The 22,138-nt window shown below is 64.3% G+C and carries 19 protein-coding genes; 13 read left to right on the top strand and 6 right to left on the bottom strand.

Annotated features, from left to right (window positions below):
- Positions 1–164 precede the first annotated feature (164 nt).
- Entirely contained in the window at positions 165–1,439 is a 1,275-nt protein-coding gene (locus tag JJC00_RS14470) for an MFS transporter (protein WP_200473214.1), read from the top strand.
- 17 nt (positions 1,440–1,456) lie between these two features.
- On the opposite strand, the gene JJC00_RS14465 is transcribed toward JJC00_RS14470, so the two are convergent.
- Positions 1,457–1,963: a ferritin-like domain-containing protein gene (locus tag JJC00_RS14465; protein WP_200473212.1), complete on the bottom strand. Its 507-nt coding sequence runs from the start codon at positions 1,961–1,963 to the stop codon at positions 1,457–1,459.
- A 421-nt stretch (positions 1,964–2,384) separates the two neighbouring features.
- Here JJC00_RS14465 and JJC00_RS14460 point away from each other — a divergent pair, with 421 nt between their 5' ends.
- The 10 genes from JJC00_RS14460 (at position 2,385) to JJC00_RS14415 (ending at position 16,823) form a co-directional block, all read left to right on the top strand.
- Complete coding sequence (locus JJC00_RS14460; RefSeq protein WP_200473210.1) at positions 2,385–3,467, top strand: lysylphosphatidylglycerol synthase transmembrane domain-containing protein; 1,083 nt, start codon at positions 2,385–2,387, stop codon at positions 3,465–3,467.
- 109 nt (positions 3,468–3,576) lie between these two features.
- Positions 3,577–5,529 (top strand): hypothetical protein, encoded by a 1,953-nt coding sequence (locus tag JJC00_RS14455; protein WP_200473208.1) that lies wholly within the window; start codon positions 3,577–3,579, stop codon positions 5,527–5,529.
- Positions 5,530–5,765: 236 nt separating this feature from the next.
- Positions 5,766–7,364 carry an alkaline phosphatase family protein gene (locus tag JJC00_RS14450; RefSeq protein WP_200473206.1) on the top strand — a complete coding sequence of 533 codons (1,599 nt, stop codon included), beginning with the start codon at positions 5,766–5,768 and terminating at the stop codon, positions 7,362–7,364.
- Positions 7,365–7,641: 277 nt separating this feature from the next.
- A complete protein-coding gene (locus JJC00_RS14445) occupies positions 7,642–8,982 on the top strand; it encodes an MFS transporter (protein WP_200473204.1) in 1,341 nt (446 codons plus the stop codon).
- A gap of 126 nt (positions 8,983–9,108) precedes the next feature.
- Complete coding sequence (locus tag JJC00_RS14440; RefSeq protein WP_200473202.1) at positions 9,109–10,014, top strand: LysR substrate-binding domain-containing protein; 906 nt, start codon at positions 9,109–9,111, stop codon at positions 10,012–10,014.
- A 127-nt stretch (positions 10,015–10,141) separates the two neighbouring features.
- Entirely contained in the window at positions 10,142–11,086 is a 945-nt protein-coding gene (gene kdgD, locus JJC00_RS14435; protein WP_200473200.1) for a 5-dehydro-4-deoxyglucarate dehydratase, read from the top strand.
- Between the two features lie 26 nt (positions 11,087–11,112).
- The gene (gudD, locus tag JJC00_RS14430) at positions 11,113–12,456 is read left to right on the top strand and encodes a glucarate dehydratase (protein ID WP_200473199.1); all 1,344 of its coding nucleotides are present in this window, start codon (positions 11,113–11,115) and stop codon (positions 12,454–12,456) included.
- Positions 12,457–12,483: 27 nt separating this feature from the next.
- Entirely contained in the window at positions 12,484–13,932 is a 1,449-nt protein-coding gene (locus JJC00_RS14425; protein ID WP_200473197.1) for an aldehyde dehydrogenase family protein, read from the top strand.
- 114 nt (positions 13,933–14,046) lie between these two features.
- Positions 14,047–15,588, top strand: a complete 1,542-nt coding sequence (gene garD / locus JJC00_RS14420) for a galactarate dehydratase (protein ID WP_200473195.1) — start codon at positions 14,047–14,049, stop codon at positions 15,586–15,588.
- Between the two features lie 29 nt (positions 15,589–15,617).
- Positions 15,618–16,823, top strand: a complete 1,206-nt coding sequence (locus JJC00_RS14415; RefSeq protein ID WP_200473193.1) for a mandelate racemase/muconate lactonizing enzyme family protein — start codon at positions 15,618–15,620, stop codon at positions 16,821–16,823.
- Between the two features lie 174 nt (positions 16,824–16,997).
- Here the strand turns inward: JJC00_RS14415 and JJC00_RS14410 are convergent, their stop codons facing one another.
- Positions 16,998–17,354: a hypothetical protein gene (locus JJC00_RS14410; RefSeq protein WP_200473191.1), complete on the bottom strand. Its 357-nt coding sequence runs from the start codon at positions 17,352–17,354 to the stop codon at positions 16,998–17,000.
- Between the two features lie 370 nt (positions 17,355–17,724).
- Between JJC00_RS14410 and JJC00_RS14405 the strand changes: the two genes are divergently transcribed.
- Complete coding sequence (locus JJC00_RS14405; RefSeq protein WP_246774214.1) at positions 17,725–18,780, top strand: hypothetical protein; 1,056 nt, start codon at positions 17,725–17,727, stop codon at positions 18,778–18,780.
- Positions 18,781–18,810: 30 nt separating this feature from the next.
- Here JJC00_RS14405 and JJC00_RS14400 read toward each other — a convergent pair whose 3' ends face one another.
- A complete protein-coding gene (locus JJC00_RS14400; protein WP_200474120.1) occupies positions 18,811–19,407 on the bottom strand; it encodes a DUF2147 domain-containing protein in 597 nt (198 codons plus the stop codon).
- A 108-nt stretch (positions 19,408–19,515) separates the two neighbouring features.
- Positions 19,516–20,544, bottom strand: a complete 1,029-nt coding sequence (locus tag JJC00_RS14395; RefSeq protein ID WP_200473187.1) for an NAD(P)/FAD-dependent oxidoreductase — start codon at positions 20,542–20,544, stop codon at positions 19,516–19,518.
- Between the two features lie 181 nt (positions 20,545–20,725).
- Between JJC00_RS14395 and JJC00_RS14390 the strand changes: the two genes are divergently transcribed.
- Entirely contained in the window at positions 20,726–21,193 is a 468-nt protein-coding gene (locus JJC00_RS14390) for an acyl-CoA thioesterase (RefSeq protein WP_200473186.1), read from the top strand.
- 10 nt (positions 21,194–21,203) lie between these two features.
- Here the strand turns inward: JJC00_RS14390 and JJC00_RS14385 are convergent, their stop codons facing one another.
- Positions 21,204–21,524, bottom strand: a complete 321-nt coding sequence (locus JJC00_RS14385; protein WP_200473185.1) for a 2Fe-2S iron-sulfur cluster-binding protein — start codon at positions 21,522–21,524, stop codon at positions 21,204–21,206.
- 172 nt (positions 21,525–21,696) lie between these two features.
- Complete coding sequence (locus JJC00_RS14380) at positions 21,697–22,041, bottom strand: Hpt domain-containing protein (RefSeq protein ID WP_246774213.1); 345 nt, start codon at positions 22,039–22,041, stop codon at positions 21,697–21,699.
- Positions 22,042–22,138: the final 97 nt, after the last annotated feature.

Raw genomic sequence — 22,138 nt, 5'->3', positions numbered from 1 at the left:
TTCTGATCGAAACATCATCGCGAGCCCGAATCGTATCCTGCGCCGGAAAGCATTGAGGCCTCGCGCCCTGCTCGCCATGCAAGCCCCGTCTGCGCGGAGGCATGGGAACGCCGCGAATGTGCTTCGTGTTGAGCCCCTTATCTTCTCTGCAAGAAAGCGAAGCCATGGCAAGAGTTGGCACCACCTCGGTTCCGTCAAGCGCAAGATCAGAGTTCGGCAGGACCGCGACCATCCTCGCTGTCGGCTGCCTGATCGGCGCGCTGTTCGCCGGCAGCACGGTCGCAACCCCGCTCTACATCATCTACAAGCAACAGTTGGGTTTCTCCGAGATCACGTTGACCCTGATCTACGCCGTCTATGTCGTCGGAAACCTGACCGCACTTATGATATTCGGCCGGATGTCCGATCAGGTCGGGCGGCGGCGCACTGCAGTCATTGCCGTCGGCATCGCCATCGTGGGGGCGCTCGTATTCCTGTTCGCTCACGGGGTCGCCTCGCTCTATGTCGCAAGGGTGCTCAGTGGTCTTGCGATCGGAATCGGTGCCGGAACCGGCACCGCATGGCTTGCGGAACTGATCGCCGAACAAGATCGCTCCCGCGCCACGGTGATCGCAACGATCGCGAATTTCATCGGCCTTGGTCTCGGCGCGTTGATCTCCGGCCTGCTTGCCGAATATGTCGCGCTTCCGCTGCGAACGCCGTTCATCGCCTATCTCGCGGCGCTGATCGTTGTCGCGGCCCTTCTCGCCTTCGCGCACGAGACGGTAAATCGTCCTTTGACCGCCTTCGCGCAACTGTCGGTGCGGCCGCGCGCCGGCGTTCCTTCGTCAATCCAGCCGCGGTTCGTTGCGCCCGCAGTCACCGGCTTCGGCGCCATGGCCCTCGTCGCCTTTTTCGCCGCGCTCGCGCCGAGCGTGCTCGCCGGCGAACTGCATGTCACCAGCCACGCGGTCGCTGGCGCGATATTCCTCGAGCTTGCGGCTGCTGTTGCGCTCGTCATTGCCCTGACGCGGTCGCTGTCGAGCCGCGCTGCGATGCTCTGGTCGCTCGGCCTGATGTTGCCGAGCCTTGCCCTGCTCGTGACCGCACAGTTTGCGGAATCGCTCGTCGTCATGATCGCGGCGACCGCGACCTGCGGCGTAGCAGCGGGCCTGGGCTATCGCGGCAGCCTGCAGGTCGTGAACCAGATCGTACCCGATGATCGCCGCGCCGAAGTGGTCTCGGCCTATTTCATCTGCTGCTTTCTCGGGAACGCGCTTCCGGTGATCGGAATCGGTGTCCTCTCGACCCTGATCAGCTCGACGGTGGCGAGCCTGGTCTTCGCCACGACGATTGCGGTCTTTGCTGTGGTCGCCCTGGTGTTCGGCCTGAAATACCGAGCCAGCCAGACGCAGCCGAAAAAGGAGACGCCGCGCGGGATGCGCGGCGGCGTCTCCTGACAGAGGGTAACTTGCGGTCAGCTCGCCGCGCGCAGGTTTACCTTGCTCTCGGCAATCGTTGTCAGTTTCTTGTCCGTTGCCTTCTCTTCCTCGAGCGTCTTTGCGAGTACGGCGGCACAGTCGCTGCGGCCGAGCTGCTTGGCCCAGGCGATCAGGCTGCCGTAGCGGACGATCTCATAGTGCTCGGCGGCCTGTGCCGCGTTGATCAGTGCCGCGTCGAGCACCGCCTTGTCCGCGACTTCGCCAGCGGTCTCGTCGGCCTCTTCGATGATGCCGTCGATGGCGGGACAGTCGACCGCCTTTACCTTGGCACCGTGCATCTTGAACACTTCCTCGAGCCGTGTGACGTGCTGCTTGGTTTCTTCAAGGTGCGTCAAAAAGCCCTGTTTCAGCTGCGGATCGGTCGCCTTATCCGCCATTTTCGGCAGCGCCTTGGTGAGCTGCTGCTCGGCGTAATAGATGTCCTGCAGCTGATGCGCGAACAGGTCGTTCATGGTCTTGATGTCTTTTGTGAACAGTCCCATCGTTCCAATCCTCGAGAGGTTTTGGGAACACGGCAGCACCGGCCTGCACGAAAAGCCAGTGTTTTGCCGTGTTCGATTGCTGATGCGGCGCTAACCAGAGCGCAGCGCGGTCGTTCCAAAAAATGCCCGGATCGTCTGCTTCGGAACAACGCTTGCGGCGGCAGGATTTGAAACCATCTGGACATGCGGGTGCACGACGCAAGCTCGACTCATATGCTTAACGCGCGCGCCATATGAACCACTTGTGACAAGAACAGCGGGTCCGGCGCAGAACCTATTGTTGTCAAGGGCTGCACAAGTCGGTGTTTTTGCCTTAAATGAGCTACATCATGCCTAGCGATCGATGCCCATTTCGGGCACTGATCGCAACCGACCGGCCAATGTCTGGCCCGGTCGGTCTTGCCCCCCGCCGGGAGGATGAATGCACGGACTGCTGCCCGCGCTGAAACGCGGCTTCACGAGATGGATCGGCTGGCGACGGCTCGGTATTGCCGCGAGCGTGATGATCATCGCCTTCGCGGTCACCACGCTGCTGCGGACCCTCAAGGGCATCGATACCGGCGTCATCCTGACCGCATTGACCGATATTCCCCGCGGGCATATCGGCCTGGCCGCGATCTGCGTGCTCTTCGCGTTCTGTACGCTGACCTTCTACGACTTTTTTGCACTGCGAACGATCGGCAAGAAGCACGTGCCCTACCGCATCGCAGCGCTGTCGAGCTTCACGTCCTATTCGATCGGCCACAACATCGGCGCCACCGTGTTCACCGGCGGCGCGATCCGTTTCCGAATTTACTCGGACTACGGGCTGAATGCGATCGACGTCGCCAAGATCTGTTTCCTCTCCGGCCTGACCTTCTGGCTCGGTAACATCTTCGTGCTCTCGATCGGCATGACCATCCACCCGGATGCGGCCTCCTACATGGATCAGCTGCCGTCGTCGATCAACCGGCTGATCGCGATCGGCGGCCTCGCCTCGATTGCCGCCTATCTGGCCTGGCTCTGCATGGGCGACAAACGCCGCGAGCTCGGCCAGAAGGGCTGGAAAGTCGTGCTGCCGTCGGCGCCGCTGACGCTGGTGCAGATCCTGATCGGGGTGGTCGATCTCGGCTTCTGCGCTCTTGCGATGTACCTGCTGATGCCGGCCAATCCGCCGATCGACTTCCTGTCGCTTGCGGTGGTGTTCATCCTGGCAACGCTGCTGGGCTTCGCCAGTCATGCCCCCGGCTCGATCGGCGTGTTCGACGCCGCCATGCTGGTGGCACTGCCCGAATTCGGCCGCGAGCAGCTGCTGGCCACCCTGCTGGTCTTCCGCATCCTCTATTTCGTGATCCCGTTCGGCCTCGCCATCTCCATCATGGGCACCCGCGAGCTCTGGATGAACGTCGTCAAGCCCTGGCAGGAGCGGCGACGGCTGGCGGAAGCCTGCGCGCAGGCCAACCTGCCCAAGCAGGTGACGCCGATGGAGCGCGAGCGGTTGGTGCGCCAGGCCAGCAAGCGATAAGGCCACCAGCGGTCACGTCGGCAGCCCGTAAGGCGGCAGACAAAGGTTGCGGGGCGGGACGCTATGCTCTCTTATTTCCGCCTCAACTTTGCCGTTGAAGACGCGGGCCATGATCCCTGTTTCCCTTCGCCGTTGTCTCTCGGGCGCCCTGCTGCTGACCGGGCTCCTTACCGTTTTGCCGCTTCAGCGCGCCGTCGCGCAGGATGGCGGCGCCATCCAGATCAGCTGGGAGGTCCGCAACCGCTTCCGCCTGTTCCGCGAGGAGCGCGACTTCCTGCTGCATGTCGAGAATGCGCGTAACCGCAGCATCCTCGCTGCCGAGCAGTCGCTGGAGCTGCAGAGCGAGGGCCGCGGCTGGGCCCGCAACATGGTCAATCGGCTCTGCATCGACCTCCAGGGCCGGGTCAACCAGCCCTGCACCCGCGACAACGTCAAAGAGAACTACATCACCCCGATCGACCACCCCGTTACCGTTCGCCTGACCGGCGCTGTGCCGGTCGGCGCCACCTGCGCATGGTCGTTTGACGACGGCGACGGACCGCAGACCTCGACCTTCGACTGTGCCGAACCGGTCAATCTGCGGGTCCGCTACGGCAAGCAGACGGTCGCGAGCGTCGACGTCTCCTCCGGCTCCGATCCGAGCCAGCGCGTTCAGACCGAGATCCAGGTCCGCGACATCTTCATCGCCGGCCTTGGTGACAGCATCGCCTCCGGCGAAGGCAATCCGGACCGGCCACTGGCGCTGTCGGACGAGGGCTTTTGCTTCCGCTCCTATCTCGGCACCGCCGGCGGACAGTATTACCGGCCGAGCCGCGCCGGCTTCAAGGGCGGTCGCGCCTGCGAGGCGCCGGATACGCTCGCCAACTGGCAGCGCTACAGCGCGCTCTGGCTCAACTCACCCTGCCACCGCTCGCTCTACAGTTACCAGACCCGCACCGCGCTCGCGCTCGCGGTGCGCTACACCCATATCGCCGTCACCTATCTGCCGCTCGCCTGCACCGGCGCCAGCATCAGCGACGGCCTGCTCGGCTCGCAGCGCGCCCGGGAATGCCCACCCGGCAAGTCCGGCGTCTGCAACACCAGCGTCAATGCCCAGGTCGCGGAGTTGCGCGAGGCGGTTACCGCGGCGAAGAAACGTGAGCCGGATCGCAATCTCGATCTGGTGCTGCTCTCGATCGGCGCCAACGACGTCTACTTCTCCGGCCTCGTCGCCGACGTCATCGTCGACACCGCGACCGAGCGTGCATTGTTCCGCCGCTCCGGCGTGATGGCGAGTGTCGACGATTCCCGCGATGCGCTCCAGCGCGAGCTGCCGCAGAATTTCGTCAAGCTGCGCGAGGCGCTGAAGCCGCTGGTCGGTGGCGATCTCTCGCACGTGGTCTACGTCTCCTACGCCAATCCGGCGCTGGCCGACGGCGGCGTGCCCTGCCGCGGCGGTCGCGCTGGCTTCGACATCCACCCCGCATTCAATGCCGATCCGCAGCGGCTCGCGCACGTCTCGACTTTCGTCGACACCGAGTTCCTGCCACAGCTGAAGGGACTCGCCACCTGCACGCGCGGCGCGCTGTGCCGCGATCCCGAGGCTGACCGCATGACCTTCGTCGACACGCATCAGGCTGCGTTCGCGGATCACGGTTTTTGCGCCCACGCCGGCAATGATCCCGAATTCGATCGCACCTGCTTCGCCGAGAACGGCCAGAGCTTCAATCCGGATATCGTCAGCGGGGCGAGCCAGCCGATGCTGTGTGGCCGCGGCGCCTCGGAATATCGCGCCTACCTGCCGCGCGCGCGCTGGATCCGCGATGCCAATGACAGCTATTTTGCGGCGATGACCTATCCGCAAGGCTTGCCGTCGGCGAGTCAGCCGACCGACATCCACGACGCGACCTGGGGCGTGCTCTCGGCCGTCTATGGCGGCGCCGTGCATCCCAGCGCCGAAGGCCACGCGGCGATGGCGGACGCCACGCTGCCGGCGGCGAGCGCAGTGCTCGGCCTGGATGCCGTGCCGCCAGGCGTCACGCGCGGACTGCTGGCTCCGCTCCTGCCCGGCGCGCGGCAGTAACCAGCGCAGCTTCACAGGTGTGCATTCGACAAACCCGGCGTCGGTTTGATTTGACGGCGCCACGCACAATATTTTCGCGTGCGGCGTAATCGCAGCGTCATCCAAGGTTCATCGCTGCTACCTAGTTTTCCCGGTGCTACGAATTGACACACGTGGCGGCGAGCACAGGCTCTCCGCTGCGCGGTGTCGCCTGCCTGCATGTCAATCAACACATGACACTACTGGGGAGTTCATCAATGACGATCGAGAAACGGCCGTTCGCGGGCGTCGCTATCGCTTTTGTCTCGGCCCTTGGTCTTTCGCTACTGGCTCCGTCGTTCGCGCATGCCGAGGACAAGGACAAGGGCGACGTCAAGCATGTCCTGCTGATCAGCGTCGACGGCATGCATGAGGTCGACCTGCAGCGCTATGTCGGTGCCCACCCTTCGTCGAGCTTCGGCAGGTTGCTCGCGCATGGCGTGCATTTCGCCGATGCGCACACCGCCCGGCCCTCCGACTCCTTCCCGGGCCTCCTTGCGTTCATGACCGGCGGCACTCCGAAAACCCATGGCGTGTTCTATGATGACAGCTACGACCGCAAGCTGTTCGCACCTGGCAGCAACTGCCAGGGGCAGCCCGGCACCGAAGCGCTCTACGCCGAGAATCTGGCCTACGACATCACCAAGCTCGACGGCGGCGGCCCGGCCGGCTCCGACCACATCGACCCCGCGCATCTGCCGATGCGGCTGAAGGGCGGCAAGTGCGAGGTGGTGTATCCGCATCAATATCTGAAGCTGAACACTATCATGGAAGTCATCCACGAGGCGGGTCGGCGCACCGCCTGGTCGGACAAGCATCCGGCCTACGAGATCATCAGCGGTCCGTCCGGCAAGGGTCTCGATGAGCTCTACGCACCCGAGATCAACTCGACCACGGTGCCGGGCCAGCCCGGCGCAGACTGGACCACCGACCCGAGCTTCACGCGCACCTATGACCAACTCAAGGTCACGGCCGTGCTCAACTGGATCAAGGGTTTTGATCACACCGGCAAGACCAAGGTCGGCGTTCCCGCGATCTTTGGCATGAACTTCCAGGCCGTCAGCGTCGGCCAGAAGGTGACGGCCGACGGATATCTGGACGCCGCGGCGACGCCGAGCCCGCAGCTCCAGGCATCGCTCGACTTCGTCGACGCCTCGCTCGGCCAGATGCTGGATGCGCTGGCGGACCAGCACATTGCCCGCGACACGCTGGTCATCGTCGGCGCCAAGCACGGTCAGTCGCCGATCGACGTCAACAAGCTTCACATGCTGACCGGCAGCACCAATCCGAAGCTGGGCGGCGGCGTGCGCGCCGACGTGACCGATCCGGCTGACTTGCTGACGAATGGCGGCGTCCAGCTCGCCCAGGAAACCGCCGATGACGTTGCCTTGATCTGGCTCCAGAATCAGGGCGACGCCGAGAAGGCCGTCGCGATCCTCGAAGCTGATCGCAAGGCCAGCAACCGCGCCCGCATCGAGAAGATCTATGCCGGCGAGCAGCTGGTTGATCGGTTTGGCGATCCGGCGGCCGGCCGTACGCCTGACATCATCATCCAGCCGATCGCCGGCACGATCTATAGCAAGAGCAAGAAGAAGATCGCCGAGCACGGCGGCTTCGCCGAGGATGATACGCACGTCCTGCTCGTCGTCTCAAATCCGAAACTCGCTCCGACGATCGTCCACGAGCGCGTTGCGAACCGGCAGGTCGCGCCCACCATCCTGAAGGCGCTCGGCCTGGAGCCGGACGAGCTCGAGGCGGTCCGCGGCGAGGACCATACCCATCTGCTGCCGGGCGTTCGAGTGAAGGATAGGGACTGACGAAACAAAGCGGGACGAGCCTCTTTCGAGGCTCGTCCCGCTATACTCACCGCCGTCATTGCGAGCGCAGCCAAGCAATCCAGAGTCCGACTGCAGAGAGATTCTTGGATTGCTTCACTGCGCTCGCAACGACGAGTTTGCGGTCACGTTCCCGCGACCTGCCGTTCCATCAATTCAAAAACGGCATCAATCGATACTCCCTTGAACTTGGACACCTTCCCGCGTGCGCCTCTAGGACTCGCAGTGAGGAAACAATCGAGTTCTAAGGAGGCGCCTGATGAGCGCAGTAGTGTCCGCAACGGACGTGAGGAGGTCTCGCGTCAGGCTATTCATCGTGACCATGTTGTTCCTGGTCACGACGGTCAATTACGCCGACCGCGCCACGCTCTCGATCGCGGGCCCCGCGCTCTCCAAGGAGTTGCATCTCGATCCCGTCGCCATGGGCTGGATCTTCTCGGCCTTCGGCTGGTCCTATGTCGTCGCGCAGGTGCCGGGCGGCTGGCTGCTCGACCGCTACGGCTCGCGCCTCGTCTATGCCTTCAGCATCATCGTCTGGTCGCTGTTCACGATGATGCAGGGCTGGGTCGGCTTCTTCAGCGCAGGCACCGCCATCATCGTGCTGTTCGCGCTTCGCCTCCTGGTCGGCGTCGCGGAAGCGCCGTCCTTCCCCGCCAACGCCCGCATCGTCGCGGCCTGGTTTCCCGGCAATGAGCGCGGCACCGCGTCGGCCTTCTTCAATTCGGGGCAGTATTTCGCGACCGTGATCTTCGCACCGCTGATGGGCTGGATCGCCCATGATTACGGCTGGCGCTATGTGTTCTTCGTGATGGGCGGCCTTGGCGTCATCATGGGCCTCGCCTGGATCAAGACCGTCTACGGTCCGAAGGAGCACCCCGGCATCAACGAGGCCGAGTTCGACTACATCAAGGAAGGCGGCGCGCTGGTCGATCTCGACGCGCCCAGAGACGAGCGTGCGCCGGATTCCGGTCCGAAATGGGACCATATCCGCCAGCTGCTCTCCAACCGCATGATGCTCGGCGTCTACCTCGGCCAGTACTGCATCAACACGCTGACCTATTTCTTCCTGACCTGGTTCCCGGTGTACCTCGTCAAGGAGCGCGGCCTGTCGATCCTGCAAGCCGGCTTCGTGGCGACGCTGCCCGCGCTGTGCGGCTTCATCGGCGGCGTGCTCGGCGGCGTCATCTCCGACGCCATCCTGCGCAAGACCGGATCGCTGACCATGGCGCGCAAGATCCCGATCGTCGGCGGCATGCTGCTGTCGATGTCGATCATCGCCTGCAACTATGTCGACGGCCAGGCGCTGGTGGTCGGCTTCATGGCGCTCGCCTTCTTCGGCAAGGGCATCGGCGCGCTCGGCTGGGCGGTCGTCTCCGACACCTCCCCCAAGGAGGCCGGCGGCGTCTCCGGCGGCCTGTTCAACTCCTTCGGCAACCTCTCCTCGATCACGACGCCCATCGTGATCGGCTACATCGTGGCCGCGACCGGCTCCTTCAACGGCGCCCTGGTGTTCGTCGGCATCAACGCGCTGGTCGCCGCGGTGGCCTATCTCGTGGTGGTCGGCAAGATCGAGCGGGTGGTGCTCAAACGTTCCTCCTGAGCGCTCCGAGTGATCGGAGTGGGACAGGCAACTCAACGGCGGCTCACAAGGCCGCCGTCTTTGTTTTGGGGATGATCGATGCTAGAAGTGCCGGGGAAACGCCTTATTCATCTAAGGCATGTATCGATGTTCGACCTCAATCAGCTCCGCTGCTTCGTCACGGTGGCCGAAGAACTGCATTTCGGCCGCGCCGCCGCGCGGCTGAACATGACCCAGCCGCCGCTGTCTCGGCAGATCCAGGTGCTGGAGCACATCATCGACGCGCCGCTGCTGGAACGCACCAGCCGCTCGGTGCGCCTGACGCCGGCGGGGCGCAGCTTCCTCCCCGAGGCCCGCCGCATCCTGAAGCTTGCGGAGAGCGCCTCGCAGGTTGCCCGCCGGATCGCGCTCGGCAAGACCGGCTCGCTGAAGATCGGCTTCACGGCCGCCGCGGCTTACGGCTTCCTCCCCGAACTGGTCGCGGCCTGCCGCGCCAAGCTGCCGGAAGTCGACTTCTCACTGAAGGAGATGGTCTCAGGCGACCAGTTCGAGGCGCTGACCTCGGGCCAGATCGACGCCGGCCTGCTGCGGCCGCCGATCGCGCGCCCTGAAGTTGCCAGCCGCCGCGTCGTCGCCGAGCCCCTGCTCGCCGCGATCCCGAAGAAGCATCCGCTGGCGAATGCCGAGAGCATCACCATCAAGGATTTCGACGACCAGCCGTTCGTGATGTATTCGCCCTATGAGAGCCGCTACTTCCATGATCTCCTGGTCGCGCTGTTCACTCGCGCCGACATCCTTCCGCGCTATGTCCAGCATCTGAGCCAGATCCACTCGATCCTCGCCATGGTGCGCGCCGGTCTCGGCCTTGCCATCGTGCCGGCGGCGGCGGCAAGCCTGAAGATCGCGGACGTGCGGCTGCGGCCGCTCAAGCTGCGCACGCGCGTGCCCGTCGAGCTGTTCATGGTCTGGCGCCGCGACAACGAGGATCCGCTGTTGTCCGCGCTGGTCAAAATCGCAGGCGAATTGTCCGCCGCGGAGGTGGCGGACGATTGATGCTCAATCCGCATCGGTCGATATAGGCTTTGGCTTGGACGCGCATCGAACGGTTGCCTAAACACCAGCGCATGGACGCGCGGCCTTGTTGCGTCCTCCACAACACTGGAAACAAGGAGCAGCGCCCATGAGCAAGATGACCCCGCAGGAAATGGCCCAGAAGATCGGATCCGGGCTCCTGTCCTTCCCCGTCACGCCGTTCAAGGCGGACTATTCCTTCGACGAGGCGACCTACCGCGCCAACATGGATTGGCTGTGCGGCTATGATGTCGCAGGTCTGTTCGCCGCCGGCGGCACCGGCGAGTTCTTCTCGCTGACGCCGACCGAGGTCCCTGAGGTCGTCAAGGTCGCCGTCGAGGAGACCAAGGGCCGCGTGCCCGTGCTTGCCGGCACCGGCTACGGCACCGCGATCGCCCGCGAGATCGCAATCGGTGCCGAGAAGGCCGGCGCCGACGGCCTGTTGCTGCTCCCGCCCTACCTCACCCATTCCGAGCAGGAAGGCCTTGCCGCCCATGTCGAGGCCGTCTGTGCCTCCGTGAAGATCGGCGTCATCGTCTATAACCGCGACAACGCCATCCTCCAGCCCGACACGGTCGCCCGCCTCGCCGAGCGCTGCCCGAACCTCGTCGGCTACAAGGACGGTATCGGCGACATCGAATTGATGACCCGCGTCTACACCAAGCTCGGTGACCGCCTGACCTATGTCGGCGGCCTGCCGACCGCCGAGACGTTTGCGCTGCCCTATCTCGACATGGGCGTGACGACCTACTCGTCGGCTGTGTTCAATTTCGTGCCGGAATTCGCCACCAGCTTCTACGCCGCGGTGCGCAAGCGCGATCATGCGACGATCCACGCCGGCCTGAAGGATTTCATCCTGCCGCTGATCGCGATCCGAAACCGCAAGAAGGGCTATGCGGTCTCGATCATCAAGGCTGGCATGAAGGTCATCGGCCGCGATTCCGGCCCGGTCCGTCCGCCGCTGACCGATCTCACCGAGCAGGAGATTGCGGAACTGACCGCGCTGGTGCAAAAGCTGCCCGCCGCAGGATCGACACAACAGGCGGCAGAATAAAGCGAGACAACAGGGAAGGAGCTGCGATGGCCCAGACTGATATTGCTGGCGCACCGGTCGTCACAACGATGCAGGTGATCCCGGTCGCGGGCCGCGACAGCATGCTCCTCAACTTAAGCGGCGCGCATGCGCCGTTCTTCACCCGCAACATCGTCATCCTCACCGACAATGCCGGTCACACCGGTGTCGGCGAGGTGCCGGGCGGGCAAAAGATCTGGCAGACGCTCCAGGACGCCCGCGATCTCGTGATCGGCAAGACCGTCGGCGCGATGAACAACATCCTGGCAGACGTTCGCACAACGTTCGCCGACCGCGACGCCGGTGGCCGCGGCAAGCAGACGTTTGACCTGCGCGTGATGATTCACGCTGTCACCGCGATTGAATCCGCCCTGCTCGATCTGCTCGGCCAGCACCTCGATCTTCCCGTCGCCGCACTGCTCGGCGAAGGCCAGCAGCGCAAGAGCGTCGAGACGCTCGGCTACCTCTTCTTCGTCGGCGACATCAGGAAATCCAAGCTCGACTATGTCAAGGGCGAGACCGGCAAGCCCGACTGGTTCAATCTCCGCCATCAGGAGGCGATGACGCCGGAGACCGTGGTGCGGCTGGCGGAAGCCACGCAAGACCATTACGGCTTCGCCGACTTCAAGCTGAAAGGCGGCGTGCTCCGCGGCGAACAGGAGATCGAGGCCGTCACGGCCATCGCCAAACGCTTTCCCAACGCACGCGTCACGCTCGACCCGAACGGCGCCTGGTCGCTCGACGAGGCCATCAGCCTCTGCAAGGATATGCACGGCATCCTCGCCTATGCCGAGGATCCCTGCGGGGCCGAGGCCGGCTTCTCCGGCCGCGAGATCATGGCCGAGTTCCGCCGCGCCACGGGCTTGCCGACCGCCACCAACATGATCGCCACCGACTGGCGCCAACTTAGCCATGCGCTGCGCCTGGGTGCGGTGGACATTCCGCTGGCCGATCCCCATTTCTGGACCATGCAAGGCTCGGTGCGGGTCGCCCAGACCTGCCGTGACAACGGCCTGACCTGGGGCTCGCATTCCAACAACCACTTTGACATTTCGCTCGCGATGTTCACCCATGTCGGCGCTGCGGCCCCCGGCAAGGTCACTGCGATCGACACCCACTGGATCTGGCAGGACGGCCAGGCCCTCACCAAGGAACCGCTCCAGATCAAGGGCGGCAAGATCGCGGTCCCGGATCGTCCGGGCCTCGGCATCGAGATCGACCGTGCGGCCATCGAGGCCGCGCATGAACTCTACAAGCAGTATGGCCTCGGCGCCCGCGATGACGCCACGGCCATGCAGGACCTGATCCCCGGCTGGACGTTTGACGACAAGCGGCCCTGCCTCGTTCGGTAAGACAAGACTTCCTCGGAGGAAAAAGAGATGACTGCGATCCTCAAAAACTTCATCGGCGGCGAATGGGTCGACGGCTCCGGCGTCACCAAGAACATCAACCCCTCCAACACCAACGATCTGGTCGGCGAATACGCCAAGGCCGATAAGGCGCAGACCGAGAAAGCGATCGCGGCCGCGAAAGCCGCCTTCCCCGCCTGGGCCCAGTCGACACCGCAGGTGCGCTACGACGCGCTGAACAAGATTTCTCTTGAAATCCTCGCCCGCAAGGAAGAGCTCGGCCGCCTGCTCGCCCGCGAGGAAGGCAAGACGCTCCCCGAGGGCATCGGCGAGGTCGCCCGCGCCGGCCAGATCTTTGCGTTCTTCGCCGGCGAAGCGCTACGCCTGATCGGCGAGAAGGGCGCCTCCGTCCGCCCCGGCCTCGACGTCGAGCTGACCCGCGAGCCGGTCGGTGTCATCGGCATGATCACGCCCTGGAATTTCCCGATCGCGATTCCCGCCTGGAAGATCGCGCCCGCGCTCTGCTACGGCAACACGGTCGTGTTCAAGCCGGCCGAGCTGGTGCCCGGCTCCGGACATGCGTTGTCCGAGATCATCGCCCGCTCCGGCATCCCGGCAGGCGTGTTCAACCTCGTGGTCGGCTCCGGCTCCGTCGTCGGCCAGACGCTGCTCGACCACCCCGATGTCGCGGCGATCTCCTTCACCGGCTCGGTGCAGACCGGCCGCAAGATCGCGCAGGCCTGCGTGCTGTCGACTCCGATGAAGAAGTTCCAGCTCGAGATGGGCGGGAAGAACCCGCTGGTCGTGCTCGACGACGCCGACCTCAAGACCGCCGTCGAAGTCGCCGTCAATGGTGCCTATTTCTCGACCGGCCAGCGTTGCACGGCGTCCTCCCGCCTGATCGTCACCGAGGGCATCCATGACCGCTTCATTGCGGCGATGGCCGAGCGCCTGAACGGCCTGTCGGTGGACGACGCACTCAAGGCCGGCGTCCATATCGGCCCGGTGGTCGATCAGAGCCAGCTCGACCAGGACCTGCGCTACATCAAGATCGGCCAGGACGAGGGCGCCAAGCTCGCCTTCGGCGGCGAGTTGCTTAAGCGCGAGACGCCCGGCCACTACCTCCAGCCGGCGCTGTTCACCGAAGCCAACAACAACATGCGCATCGCGCGCGAGGAGATCTTCGGGCCCGTTGCCGCCGTCATCCGCGCCAAGACCTACGAGGAAGCGCTGGCGATCTCCAACGACACCGAGTTCGGCCTCTGCTCCGGCATCTGCACCACCAGCCTGAAATACGCCTCGCACTACAAGCGCAACAGTGAGTCCGGCATGGTGATGGTCAACCTGCCGACCGCCGGCGTCGACTATCACGTGCCGTTCGGAGGCCGGAAGGGCTCGAGCTATGGCGCCCGCGAGCAGGGCTCCTATGCGCGCGAGTTCTACACGACGGTGAAGACCGCCTACACCTATCCGGGTTGATGGGTTGATATCGTAGGGTGGGTTAGCGTCAGCGTAACCCACCACGTCTCCTACCGCGGAAGCATGGTGGGTTACGCCTTCGGCTAACCCACCCTACAGTTTCGGAGTCCTTCCATGGACCAGGACGTCGCAGCGAAAGAACAGCCCCGCTATATCAAGCTCAACGCGCGCGACAACGTCGCGATCGTGGTCAATGATTTCGGGCTTCCCGCCGGGTCCCGCTTCGCCTGCGGGCTGACGCTACGCGCCTTCGTGCCACAGGGGCACAAGACAGCGCTGGTCGATATCGCGCAAGACCAGCCGATCATCCGCTATGGCGAGGTGATCGGTTACGCACTCGCGCCGATCCTGGCCGGCGAGTGGGTCGACGAGGCGCGCATCCGCATGCCGGAGGCCCCCGACCTCGACAAGCTCGAAATCTCCACCGCCGTCCCCGCGCCGCTGCCGCCGCTCGAAGGTTTCACCTTCGAAGGCTTCCGCAATCCGGACGGCTCGGTCGGCACCAAGAATATCCTCGGCATTTCCTCCTCCGTGCAATGCGTCAAGGGCACGATGGAATATGCGGTGAAGCGCATCCGCTCCGAGCTGCTGCCGAAATATCCGAACGTCGATGACGTCGTGCCGTTGACGCACGCCTATGGCTGCGGCGTTGCCATCACCGCGCCCGACGCGGTGGTGCCGATCCGCACGCTGCAGAACCTCGCGCTCAATCCGAATTTCGGCGGCGAGATCCTGGTCATCAGCCTTGGCTGCGAGAAGCTGGCGCCCGAGCGGCTGGTGCCGGAGGGCATCAGCGATGCGATCGTGCGCATGCAGGACGAAGCCTTCGACGGCTTTGGCGCGATCGTCGATGCGATCATGACCCAGGCGGAGGCCCGCCTGAAAATCCTGAACAAGCGCACCCGCGAGACCTGCCCTGCCGCCGATCTCGTGATCGGCCTGCAATGCGGCGGTAGCGACGCGTTCTCCGGCGTCACCGCGAACCCCGCCCTCGGCTTCGCCGCCGACCTTCTGGTGCGCGCTGGCGCCACCGTGATGTTCTCCGAAGTCACCGAGGTGCGCGACGCCATCCAGCTCCTCACCCGCCGCGCCATCAACGAGGACGTCGGCCGCGCGCTGGTGCGCGAGATGGCTTGGTACGACTCTTATCTGGCCCGTGGCGGTGCCGATCGCAGCGCCAACACCACGCCTGGCAACAAGAAGGGCGGCCTTGCCAACATCGTCGAGAAATCGCTCGGCTCGATCGTCAAATCAGGCTCGAGCGCCATCACCGGCGTGCTTTCGCCTGGCCAGAAGGCGACGCAGAAAGGCATGCTGTTCGCGGCGACGCCGGCGTCCGATTTCATCTGCGGCACGCTGCAGCTTGCCTCCGGCATGACCTTGCAGGTGTTCACCACCGGGCGCGGCACGCCCTACGGTCTTGCGGCAGCACCCGTGATCAAGGTCGCGACCCGCAGCGAGCTGGCGCGGCGCTGGAAAGACCTGATCGATTTCGACGCGGGCGGCATTGCCACCGGCGAGAAGACCATCGAGGAAACCGGCTGGGACCTGTTCAACCTGATCCTTGATGTCGCGAGCGGCCGCACCAAACCGTGGTCGGATCGCTGGGGCATCCACAACGACCTCACGCTGTTCAATCCGGCACCGGTGACCTGAGCGTCGGCAACTCGGCCAAGAGGACCTTGATGTCCGGCATCACGACCCTGCGCACGATCCGCATTGAAGAGCGGCCGAACCTGATCTGGGTCGAGATCGAGACCGACGAGGGACTGACCGGCCTCGGCGAAAGCTTTCGTGGCGCGCAGGCGGTTGAGGCCGCGGTGCATGAGCTCGCCGCGCCGCTGGTGCTCGGCCAGGACTCCCGCCGCATCGAGGCGATCTCGCGCCAGCTGCTGAGGCCCTATCTCGGCTTCCACAGCGTCAGCGCCGAGGTGCGCGCGGCGAGCGCGATCGACATCGCACTGTGGGACCTCAAGGGCCAGCGTCACGGCATTCCCGTGCACGAGGCACTCGGCGGTGCGAGCCGGCTCGAGATCCGCGCCTACAACACTTGCGCCGGCTACTCCTACAACACCAAGAGCGCCAAGCGCCGCGAGATCGGCGCTGATGATGCCGCGCTCGGTCCCTATGACGACCAGATCGCCTTCATGCGCGATGCCGGCACGCTCGCCGAGAGCCTTCTCAGTGAAGGATACAGCGCCATGAAGATCTGGCCGTTCGATCCCTTCGCTGCCAATGGCGGCCATGCGATCTCGCTCGCCGAGCTCAAGACCGGACTGGAGCCGTTCCGCAAGATCCGCGATGCCGTCGGCGACCGCATCGAGATCATGTGCGAATTGCACAGCCTGTGGGGCATGCACACGGCCGAGCGCATCTGCCGCGCACTCGAAGATTACGGCGTGTTCTGGGTCGAGGATCCCCTCAACAAGATGGATGACGCGCAGGGCCTCGCCGATCTCAGGCGGCGCGTGAAGACGCCGATCTGCGGCAGCGAGACGCTGGCGGGCGCGGCGAGCTTCCGCAACCTGCTCGCGGCCGATGCCGTCGACGTCGTGATGCTCGACATCGCCTGGTGCGGCGGCCTGAGCGAAGCGCGCAAGATCGCGGCGCTTGGCGAGGCCTACAACAAGCCGCTCGCGCCGCATGACTGCACCGGCCCGGTGGCGCTGATGGCGGGCCTGCATCTGGCGTTGCATGCGCCGACCGCGATCTTCCAGGAGGTCGTGCGCGCCACGCTGTCGACCTGGTACCGCGACCTCGTCACCGCGCTACCCGTCGTGAACAACGGCGTCGTGTCGGCGCCGACCGCGCCCGGTCTCGGGCTTGCCCTCAATCCGGACTTGCGCCGCCGCGCCGGCGCAGTGGTGCGAGAGACCAAACTCGGCGCGTAAAGCACGATCGGCCGTCTTTCGCGAAACCGTCCAGAAATATTGACGCGGAAAACTTCTTCCTCGTTTCGTCCTGTCGTCTCACGCAACCAAACTTACCCGCGCGCGGGAGACAAATGTTCGCATGCAAGCGAACCTGTTGCGGCACTGCGACGAATCTTTTCCGCGTCAGCATTCTCACGTCATGCTGCCCGGCATGAAGCACCGCACGCGCGGGTGGCCGTCGATATAGTGCTTCCACACCATGGTGCGGCCGATCTTGTTCGGCTCGGTGATCACCGCGCCGTCGGGGACGACGACCCACTCCTCGTCGAGATGCACGCGGTAGTGTCCCTTGTCGGACTCCCAGTCGACATCGGCAACGATATAGCCGTCGGCATCCGAGCAGCACTGTCCATACTCGCTGCGCAGACTCTCAAACCAGGGTTTGAGTGGTGAGCTGGCATAGCGTCCGTCGTCGCGCGCCATCGCCGATGTTGCGAGCAGTGTCATCAGCCCCAGCAACGTCGCCGCACACGGTCTTGCAGGTCTCATAGCGTCATCTCACGGATCGAAGTCAGCGCCGCGTGGAACAGGCGACGTCGCTCACGCCCTTGAACAGGCGCGGCAGCGGCGACTCGTTCCTCCGGCAGATTTGCCGACAGCTATGCAAATCCGGCGCCAGCGCGCATTCCGGGGAACTACTGGCGGAGGCTTTCCTTGTCGTGGCAGGACGTGTACGAAGCTGGCGCGGACGCGACCGCTATCCGCTTAACCGACTGTTTCGAATGGAAGAATTGGGTATTGGCGTGACAGGCATTGGACCGTCAGCGCTATGAGTGACTCGAGGGACCTGCTTCCCGGTCAACAGGACCCGACCGATTTGCCCGCAAACCAGGTGCAGTTTGCGTTGGTGATTTCGCGCATGCTCGATACGGTCAAGGACGACGCCGAGGCCATGCGGCAGATGGTCTACGATCTCGCCCGCTACAAGCTCCAGGAACAGTTCACCTACGCCGACGCGAAAAACATCGACGAGATGAAGCAGGCCCTCGAGGTCGCGATCGACGAGGTCGAGAAGTTTTCGCGCGACCAGGCACCGCTGGAGCGCTTGCCGTCGCATCAACTCACATCAGCCAAGGTGACCGAAGCCGGCACTCTTCTGGTGTCCGGCGACCCGACTGTCCTGCCATCAGCGATCGGGACGTCCCGCAGCAAGCGGCCGGCGGTCTCCGGCCCGCTCCTGCCGGTGATCAAGCGTACCGTCGCCATCCTGGTTGTCGTAGGCGCAGTCGTCGTGATCGTATCGCACCGAGACAGGATCGCCGCGCTGCGCCGGCTGACGTCGTCGCAGACGCCGGAGATCGCGCAGGTCACGCCCAAGCCGGAGACGACGATCACGGTCGCCAAGCCGGAAATGGTCCCCTCCGCCCCGCCTCCACCAGCGCGTGTGCTTCCGAGCGATTACGGTATCTATGCCTTGATCGACGACAAGTCGCTGGCTGAGTTGAACGCGACCAGCGTGATGGCGCCGGACATGCGCATTGCGATTTCACCGGAGTTCAAGAAGCCCGACCGGCCGCATCTGCCGAACGGCCGCGTCAAGTTCATCGTGTTCCGCAGGGACATTGCAAATGTGATCCCCGAGCGCGTCGAGGTCCGTGTTGTCGCAAAGGTCAAGGAGTTTTCGACCGACGCTGCAGGCAAGACGACGGGAGGCGGAGCCGACGTCGGCGTGATCCGCAATTTCTCCTATCCGTTCCGGATATCGCCGATTCCGGGGAAAGCCGAAATGTACGAGCTCCACGCCAGCGATGCAGAGCTCGAGCTTCCGCCGGGACATTACGTCCTGAGCCTGGGACCGCAGGCCTATTATTTCCAGATCGACGGCGAGATCACCGATCCCCGACAATGCCTCGAGCGGGTCGTCGCCGGCAACGGCACGTTCTATGCGCCTTGCAAGAAGGCGCGAACGTATTGACGTCCGTTGCCCGGGCAGTGTGAAAGCAGCCTACTTCTTCGCTGCCGGCGCCATCATCATCGCGCCGCCCTTTTTGGTCGCGGGCGCGGGCTTGGTCGCGGCGGCCTGTGCGGGGAGATATTTGGCGACGATGGCAGGATCGACTTCGGCCATGCTTGCATCCGGCAAACGCTGCCAGGTCTCGTCCTTGCCGAACAGGGAAATGCCGAGGAAGCCGCGCATGGTCAGGACCTGACCATCCGGGCTCACCGTCATCTTGGCCTTCCAGACGTTGCCGTCGCGCGGATTGATGACGTTGCCGCCCTCATACTTCAGCCCGTCACGCTTCATGTCGCGGATGAAGGAGAGCCCGAGCACCGGCTGGTTCTTGCGATCGTCCGTGCATTTCGCGCAGACCTCGTTCGGATCGTCGCCAGGGCGCGGGAAAGTCTTGGCGATGACGCCTTCGAAGATGCCGTTGTGGTCGATGAAGAGGAACCAGCCCACCGGCCTGCCGTCCTCGACCTTCTGCCAGAGGCCCGCAGCGGTGGGCTGCTGTGCTTGCGCCGCAGCCGGGCTCGCCGCGCCGAGCGACAGCGCGAGCGCGAGCAACGGGAGCAGCCGAAAGCTGGAAAAGAGATGGCGCATCATGATCACCTTGCTAAGCCGCCACTGCAATGGCCGCAGACTACGGCGATTTCGCGAACGGTTCCAGCACCAGAAACATGGGGCATCGCCCATCCGCTTCCGTCGCGATCAGTTGACACCGAGTTTCTTTTGCAGGCTGGAGGACGAGGTCGTGTACTGGAACACGAGCCGTTTATCCGGATAGACGTAGCGGTGGGCCTTTTGCGACATCAGTGCGCCCTCGTGGAAACCGCACAGGATCAGCTTGATCTTGCCGGGATAGGTGTTGATGTCGCCGATGGCGAAGATGCCTGATACGTTGGTCTCGAACGCGGAGGTCTCGACCGGCACCAGATTGTTCTCCAGCGCAATGCCCCAGTTCGCGACCGGACCGAGCTTCATGGTCAGGCCGAAGAACGGCAGCATGGTGTCGCAGGCGATATCGCTGACAATGTTGTCGTTGCCCTTGACGGTGGCGCCGGTCAGTTGGCCATCGGCGCCCGAGAGCGCGGTGACCTGGCCGAGCCGCAGATCCATCTTGCCGTCGGCCACCAGCGCGCGCATCTGCTCGACGCTGTGGGGCGCGGCACGAAAATCGTCGCGCCGGTGCAGCAGCGTGATGCGCTTGGCCAGCGGATGCAGATTGAGCGTCCAGTCGAGCGCGGAATCGCCGCCGCCGACGATCAGCACATTCTTGTCGCGGAACATTTCCATCTTGCGCACGGCGTAGTGCACCGAGGTGCCTTCATAGGCTTCGATCCCCGGCACCGGCGGACGTTTTGGCTGGAACGAGCCGCCGCCGGCCGCGATCACCAGCACCTTGCATTCGAACACCTTGCCGGCATCCGTAGTGCAGCGAAACGCGGGATCGCCGATCTTCTCCACGGTCTCGATCATCTCGCCGAGATGGAAGGTCGGATGGAACGGCTTGATCTGCTCCATCAGCGCGTCGGTCAGACCCTGCCCAGATACGTGCGGGATGCCGGGAATGTCGTAGATCGGCTTTTCCGGATAGAGCTCGGCGCACTGGCCGCCGACCTTGTCGAGGATGTCGACGAAATGCGCCTTCATGTCGAGAAGGCCAAGCTCGAAGGCCGCGAACAGACCGCAAGGGCCAGCGCCAATAATCAGCACATCGGTTTTGATCACGTCGCTCATGTCGTCTCTTTATCGGTCGTTATCGGTTGGACGGCGCCCTTTGGGCCGAGGTGACCCTGCCTGTCTAGCCAACGGGGATGGATCAGGGAAGGCATAAAAGCGGGAGCGCCCCGCAGCCGCGCCCACTTGCCGGGTCAAAATAACTGGGCTGTAACGGGTTGGATATGACGGAGATCAATCGGTGAACGCACCAAGCCGCCTCGATACGACGCCGCGCCTGGAGGACTTCCCTTTTTGCCTCGGCGACAACGTCCGCTTCGGCGATCTCGACCCGAACCAGCACGTCAACAACGCGGTCTACGCCACTTATTTCGAGACGGGCCGTGTCACGCTGATGAAGAGCCCCGAATATGGGCTGACACCGCCAGGGCTCGCCTGGATCATGGTGCGGCTAGACATCCATTTCCGCGCCGAGTTGCACTGGCCGAACACGATCGAGCTCGGCCTCGGCGTGGTGAAGCTCGGACGCACGTCAGTGACCTTCGAGCAGGTCGTGTTTTCGAACGGGAAGTGCATCGCGTCAGCGACGTCCGTCGGCGTCTTGCTCGACGAGGCGACGCGCCGGCCGGCGCCGCTGACCGCAGAGGTGATCGAGAAATTCAAACCCTGGCACAAGCGCGGCATCGAGGTCACGCCGCCGGGCGCTTAAGTCACAAAGATCAGGCCTGACGTTCCGGCGTCGACACCACGAGTCCGTCGAGGTCGTCGGAGACCTTGATCTGGCAGGACAGGCGCGAGTTCGGGCGCACGTCGAAACCGAAGTCGAGCATGTCCTCTTCCATCGGCGTCGGGCTGCCGACCTTCTCGCGCCAGGCTTCGTCGACATAGACATGGCAGGTTGCGCAGGCGCAGGCACCGCCGCACTCGGCTTCGATGCCGGGAATGCTGTTGCGGATGGCGGCTTCCATCACGGTGGCGCCGTTCTCGACTTCCACCGTGCGGGTTTCGCCCTTGTGGTCGACAAAGTGAATTTTGGCCATGTGTGCTCGTGCTGCCGCGATCTGGGGAAAGGAGGGTCCGGGCTGTCCTATAACGGGTCGATCCGGACCGCGCCATAGCGTTTTCAAGCGAAGTGGATACCGGTTCGCGGGCAGAAAACGCGTCAAAACAAAAGACTAGTGCGCGAGGCCCCAACTTCCGGGGGGCGCCGGCCTAGTGCTTGAGGATCGCCGCAATGGCCGCGCGAACCTCGGCAACCGCCTCTTTCAGCGCGGCGAAGGCGCGGGGCTGGTTGTGGCCGATCCGGATCGCAGTTTCCAGGCTGGCGGCGGCATCCGCGACCGCAAAGGCGCCAATCCCGCGCGCCGAGCCTTTCAGCTTATGCGCGAGCGCACCGGTCTCAGCCGGCAGCGCTGTCATCGCCGCGATCAGCCGAACCGCCTGCTCGGCGAACATCCCAAGCACTTCCTGCTCCAGCTCGGCATCGCCGAGCGTCATGCGCGAGAGATGGTCGAGGTCGAGGGGGCTGTCGATTGGCGCAAGCGGGGGCGAGGGCATCCAGTCCATCCGTTGCAGTTCAGGCATCATGGCGCAGGCCCCGGCATCGCGCGATGGTCCGCCGGTCCGGCGGTTCGCCCCACCGAAGCATGGAAAT

This window comes from Bradyrhizobium diazoefficiens (assembly GCF_016616885.1).
Lineage (GTDB): Bacteria > Pseudomonadota > Alphaproteobacteria > Rhizobiales > Xanthobacteraceae > Bradyrhizobium > Bradyrhizobium diazoefficiens_F.
The sequence above is the reverse complement of the archived record's forward strand: the minus strand, read 5'-3'. Positions and strand labels throughout refer to the sequence as shown.

Bases quoted from the DNA above. Each gene is read 5' to 3' on its own strand.
- JJC00_RS14455 (WP_200473208.1), top strand. From the start codon at position 3,577: ATGATCCCTGTTTCCCTTCGCCGTTGTCTCTCGGGCGCCCTGCTGCTG.
- JJC00_RS14445 (WP_200473204.1), top strand. From the start codon at position 7,642: ATGAGCGCAGTAGTGTCCGCAACGGACGTGAGGAGGTCTCGCGTCAGG.
- JJC00_RS14410 (WP_200473191.1), bottom strand. From the start codon at position 17,354: ATGAGACCTGCAAGACCGTGTGCGGCGACGTTGCTGGGGCTGATGACA.
- JJC00_RS14465 (WP_200473212.1), bottom strand. From the start codon at position 1,963: ATGGGACTGTTCACAAAAGACATCAAGACCATGAACGACCTGTTCGCG.
- JJC00_RS14405 (WP_246774214.1), top strand. From the start codon at position 17,725: ATGCTCGATACGGTCAAGGACGACGCCGAGGCCATGCGGCAGATGGTC.
- garD (WP_200473195.1), top strand. From the start codon at position 14,047: ATGGACCAGGACGTCGCAGCGAAAGAACAGCCCCGCTATATCAAGCTC.
- JJC00_RS14470 (WP_200473214.1), top strand. From the start codon at position 165: ATGGCAAGAGTTGGCACCACCTCGGTTCCGTCAAGCGCAAGATCAGAG.
- JJC00_RS14395 (WP_200473187.1), bottom strand. From the start codon at position 20,544: ATGAGCGACGTGATCAAAACCGATGTGCTGATTATTGGCGCTGGCCCT.
- JJC00_RS14415 (WP_200473193.1), top strand. From the start codon at position 15,618: ATGTCCGGCATCACGACCCTGCGCACGATCCGCATTGAAGAGCGGCCG.
- JJC00_RS14425 (WP_200473197.1), top strand. From the start codon at position 12,484: ATGACTGCGATCCTCAAAAACTTCATCGGCGGCGAATGGGTCGACGGC.
- JJC00_RS14400 (WP_200474120.1), bottom strand. From the start codon at position 19,407: ATGCGCCATCTCTTTTCCAGCTTTCGGCTGCTCCCGTTGCTCGCGCTC.
- kdgD (WP_200473200.1), top strand. From the start codon at position 10,142: ATGAGCAAGATGACCCCGCAGGAAATGGCCCAGAAGATCGGATCCGGG.
- JJC00_RS14460 (WP_200473210.1), top strand. From the start codon at position 2,385: ATGCACGGACTGCTGCCCGCGCTGAAACGCGGCTTCACGAGATGGATC.
- gudD (WP_200473199.1), top strand. From the start codon at position 11,113: ATGGCCCAGACTGATATTGCTGGCGCACCGGTCGTCACAACGATGCAG.
- JJC00_RS14380 (WP_246774213.1), bottom strand. From the start codon at position 22,041: ATGCCCTCGCCCCCGCTTGCGCCAATCGACAGCCCCCTCGACCTCGAC.
- JJC00_RS14450 (WP_200473206.1), top strand. From the start codon at position 5,766: ATGACGATCGAGAAACGGCCGTTCGCGGGCGTCGCTATCGCTTTTGTC.
- JJC00_RS14440 (WP_200473202.1), top strand. From the start codon at position 9,109: ATGTTCGACCTCAATCAGCTCCGCTGCTTCGTCACGGTGGCCGAAGAA.
- JJC00_RS14385 (WP_200473185.1), bottom strand. From the start codon at position 21,524: ATGGCCAAAATTCACTTTGTCGACCACAAGGGCGAAACCCGCACGGTG.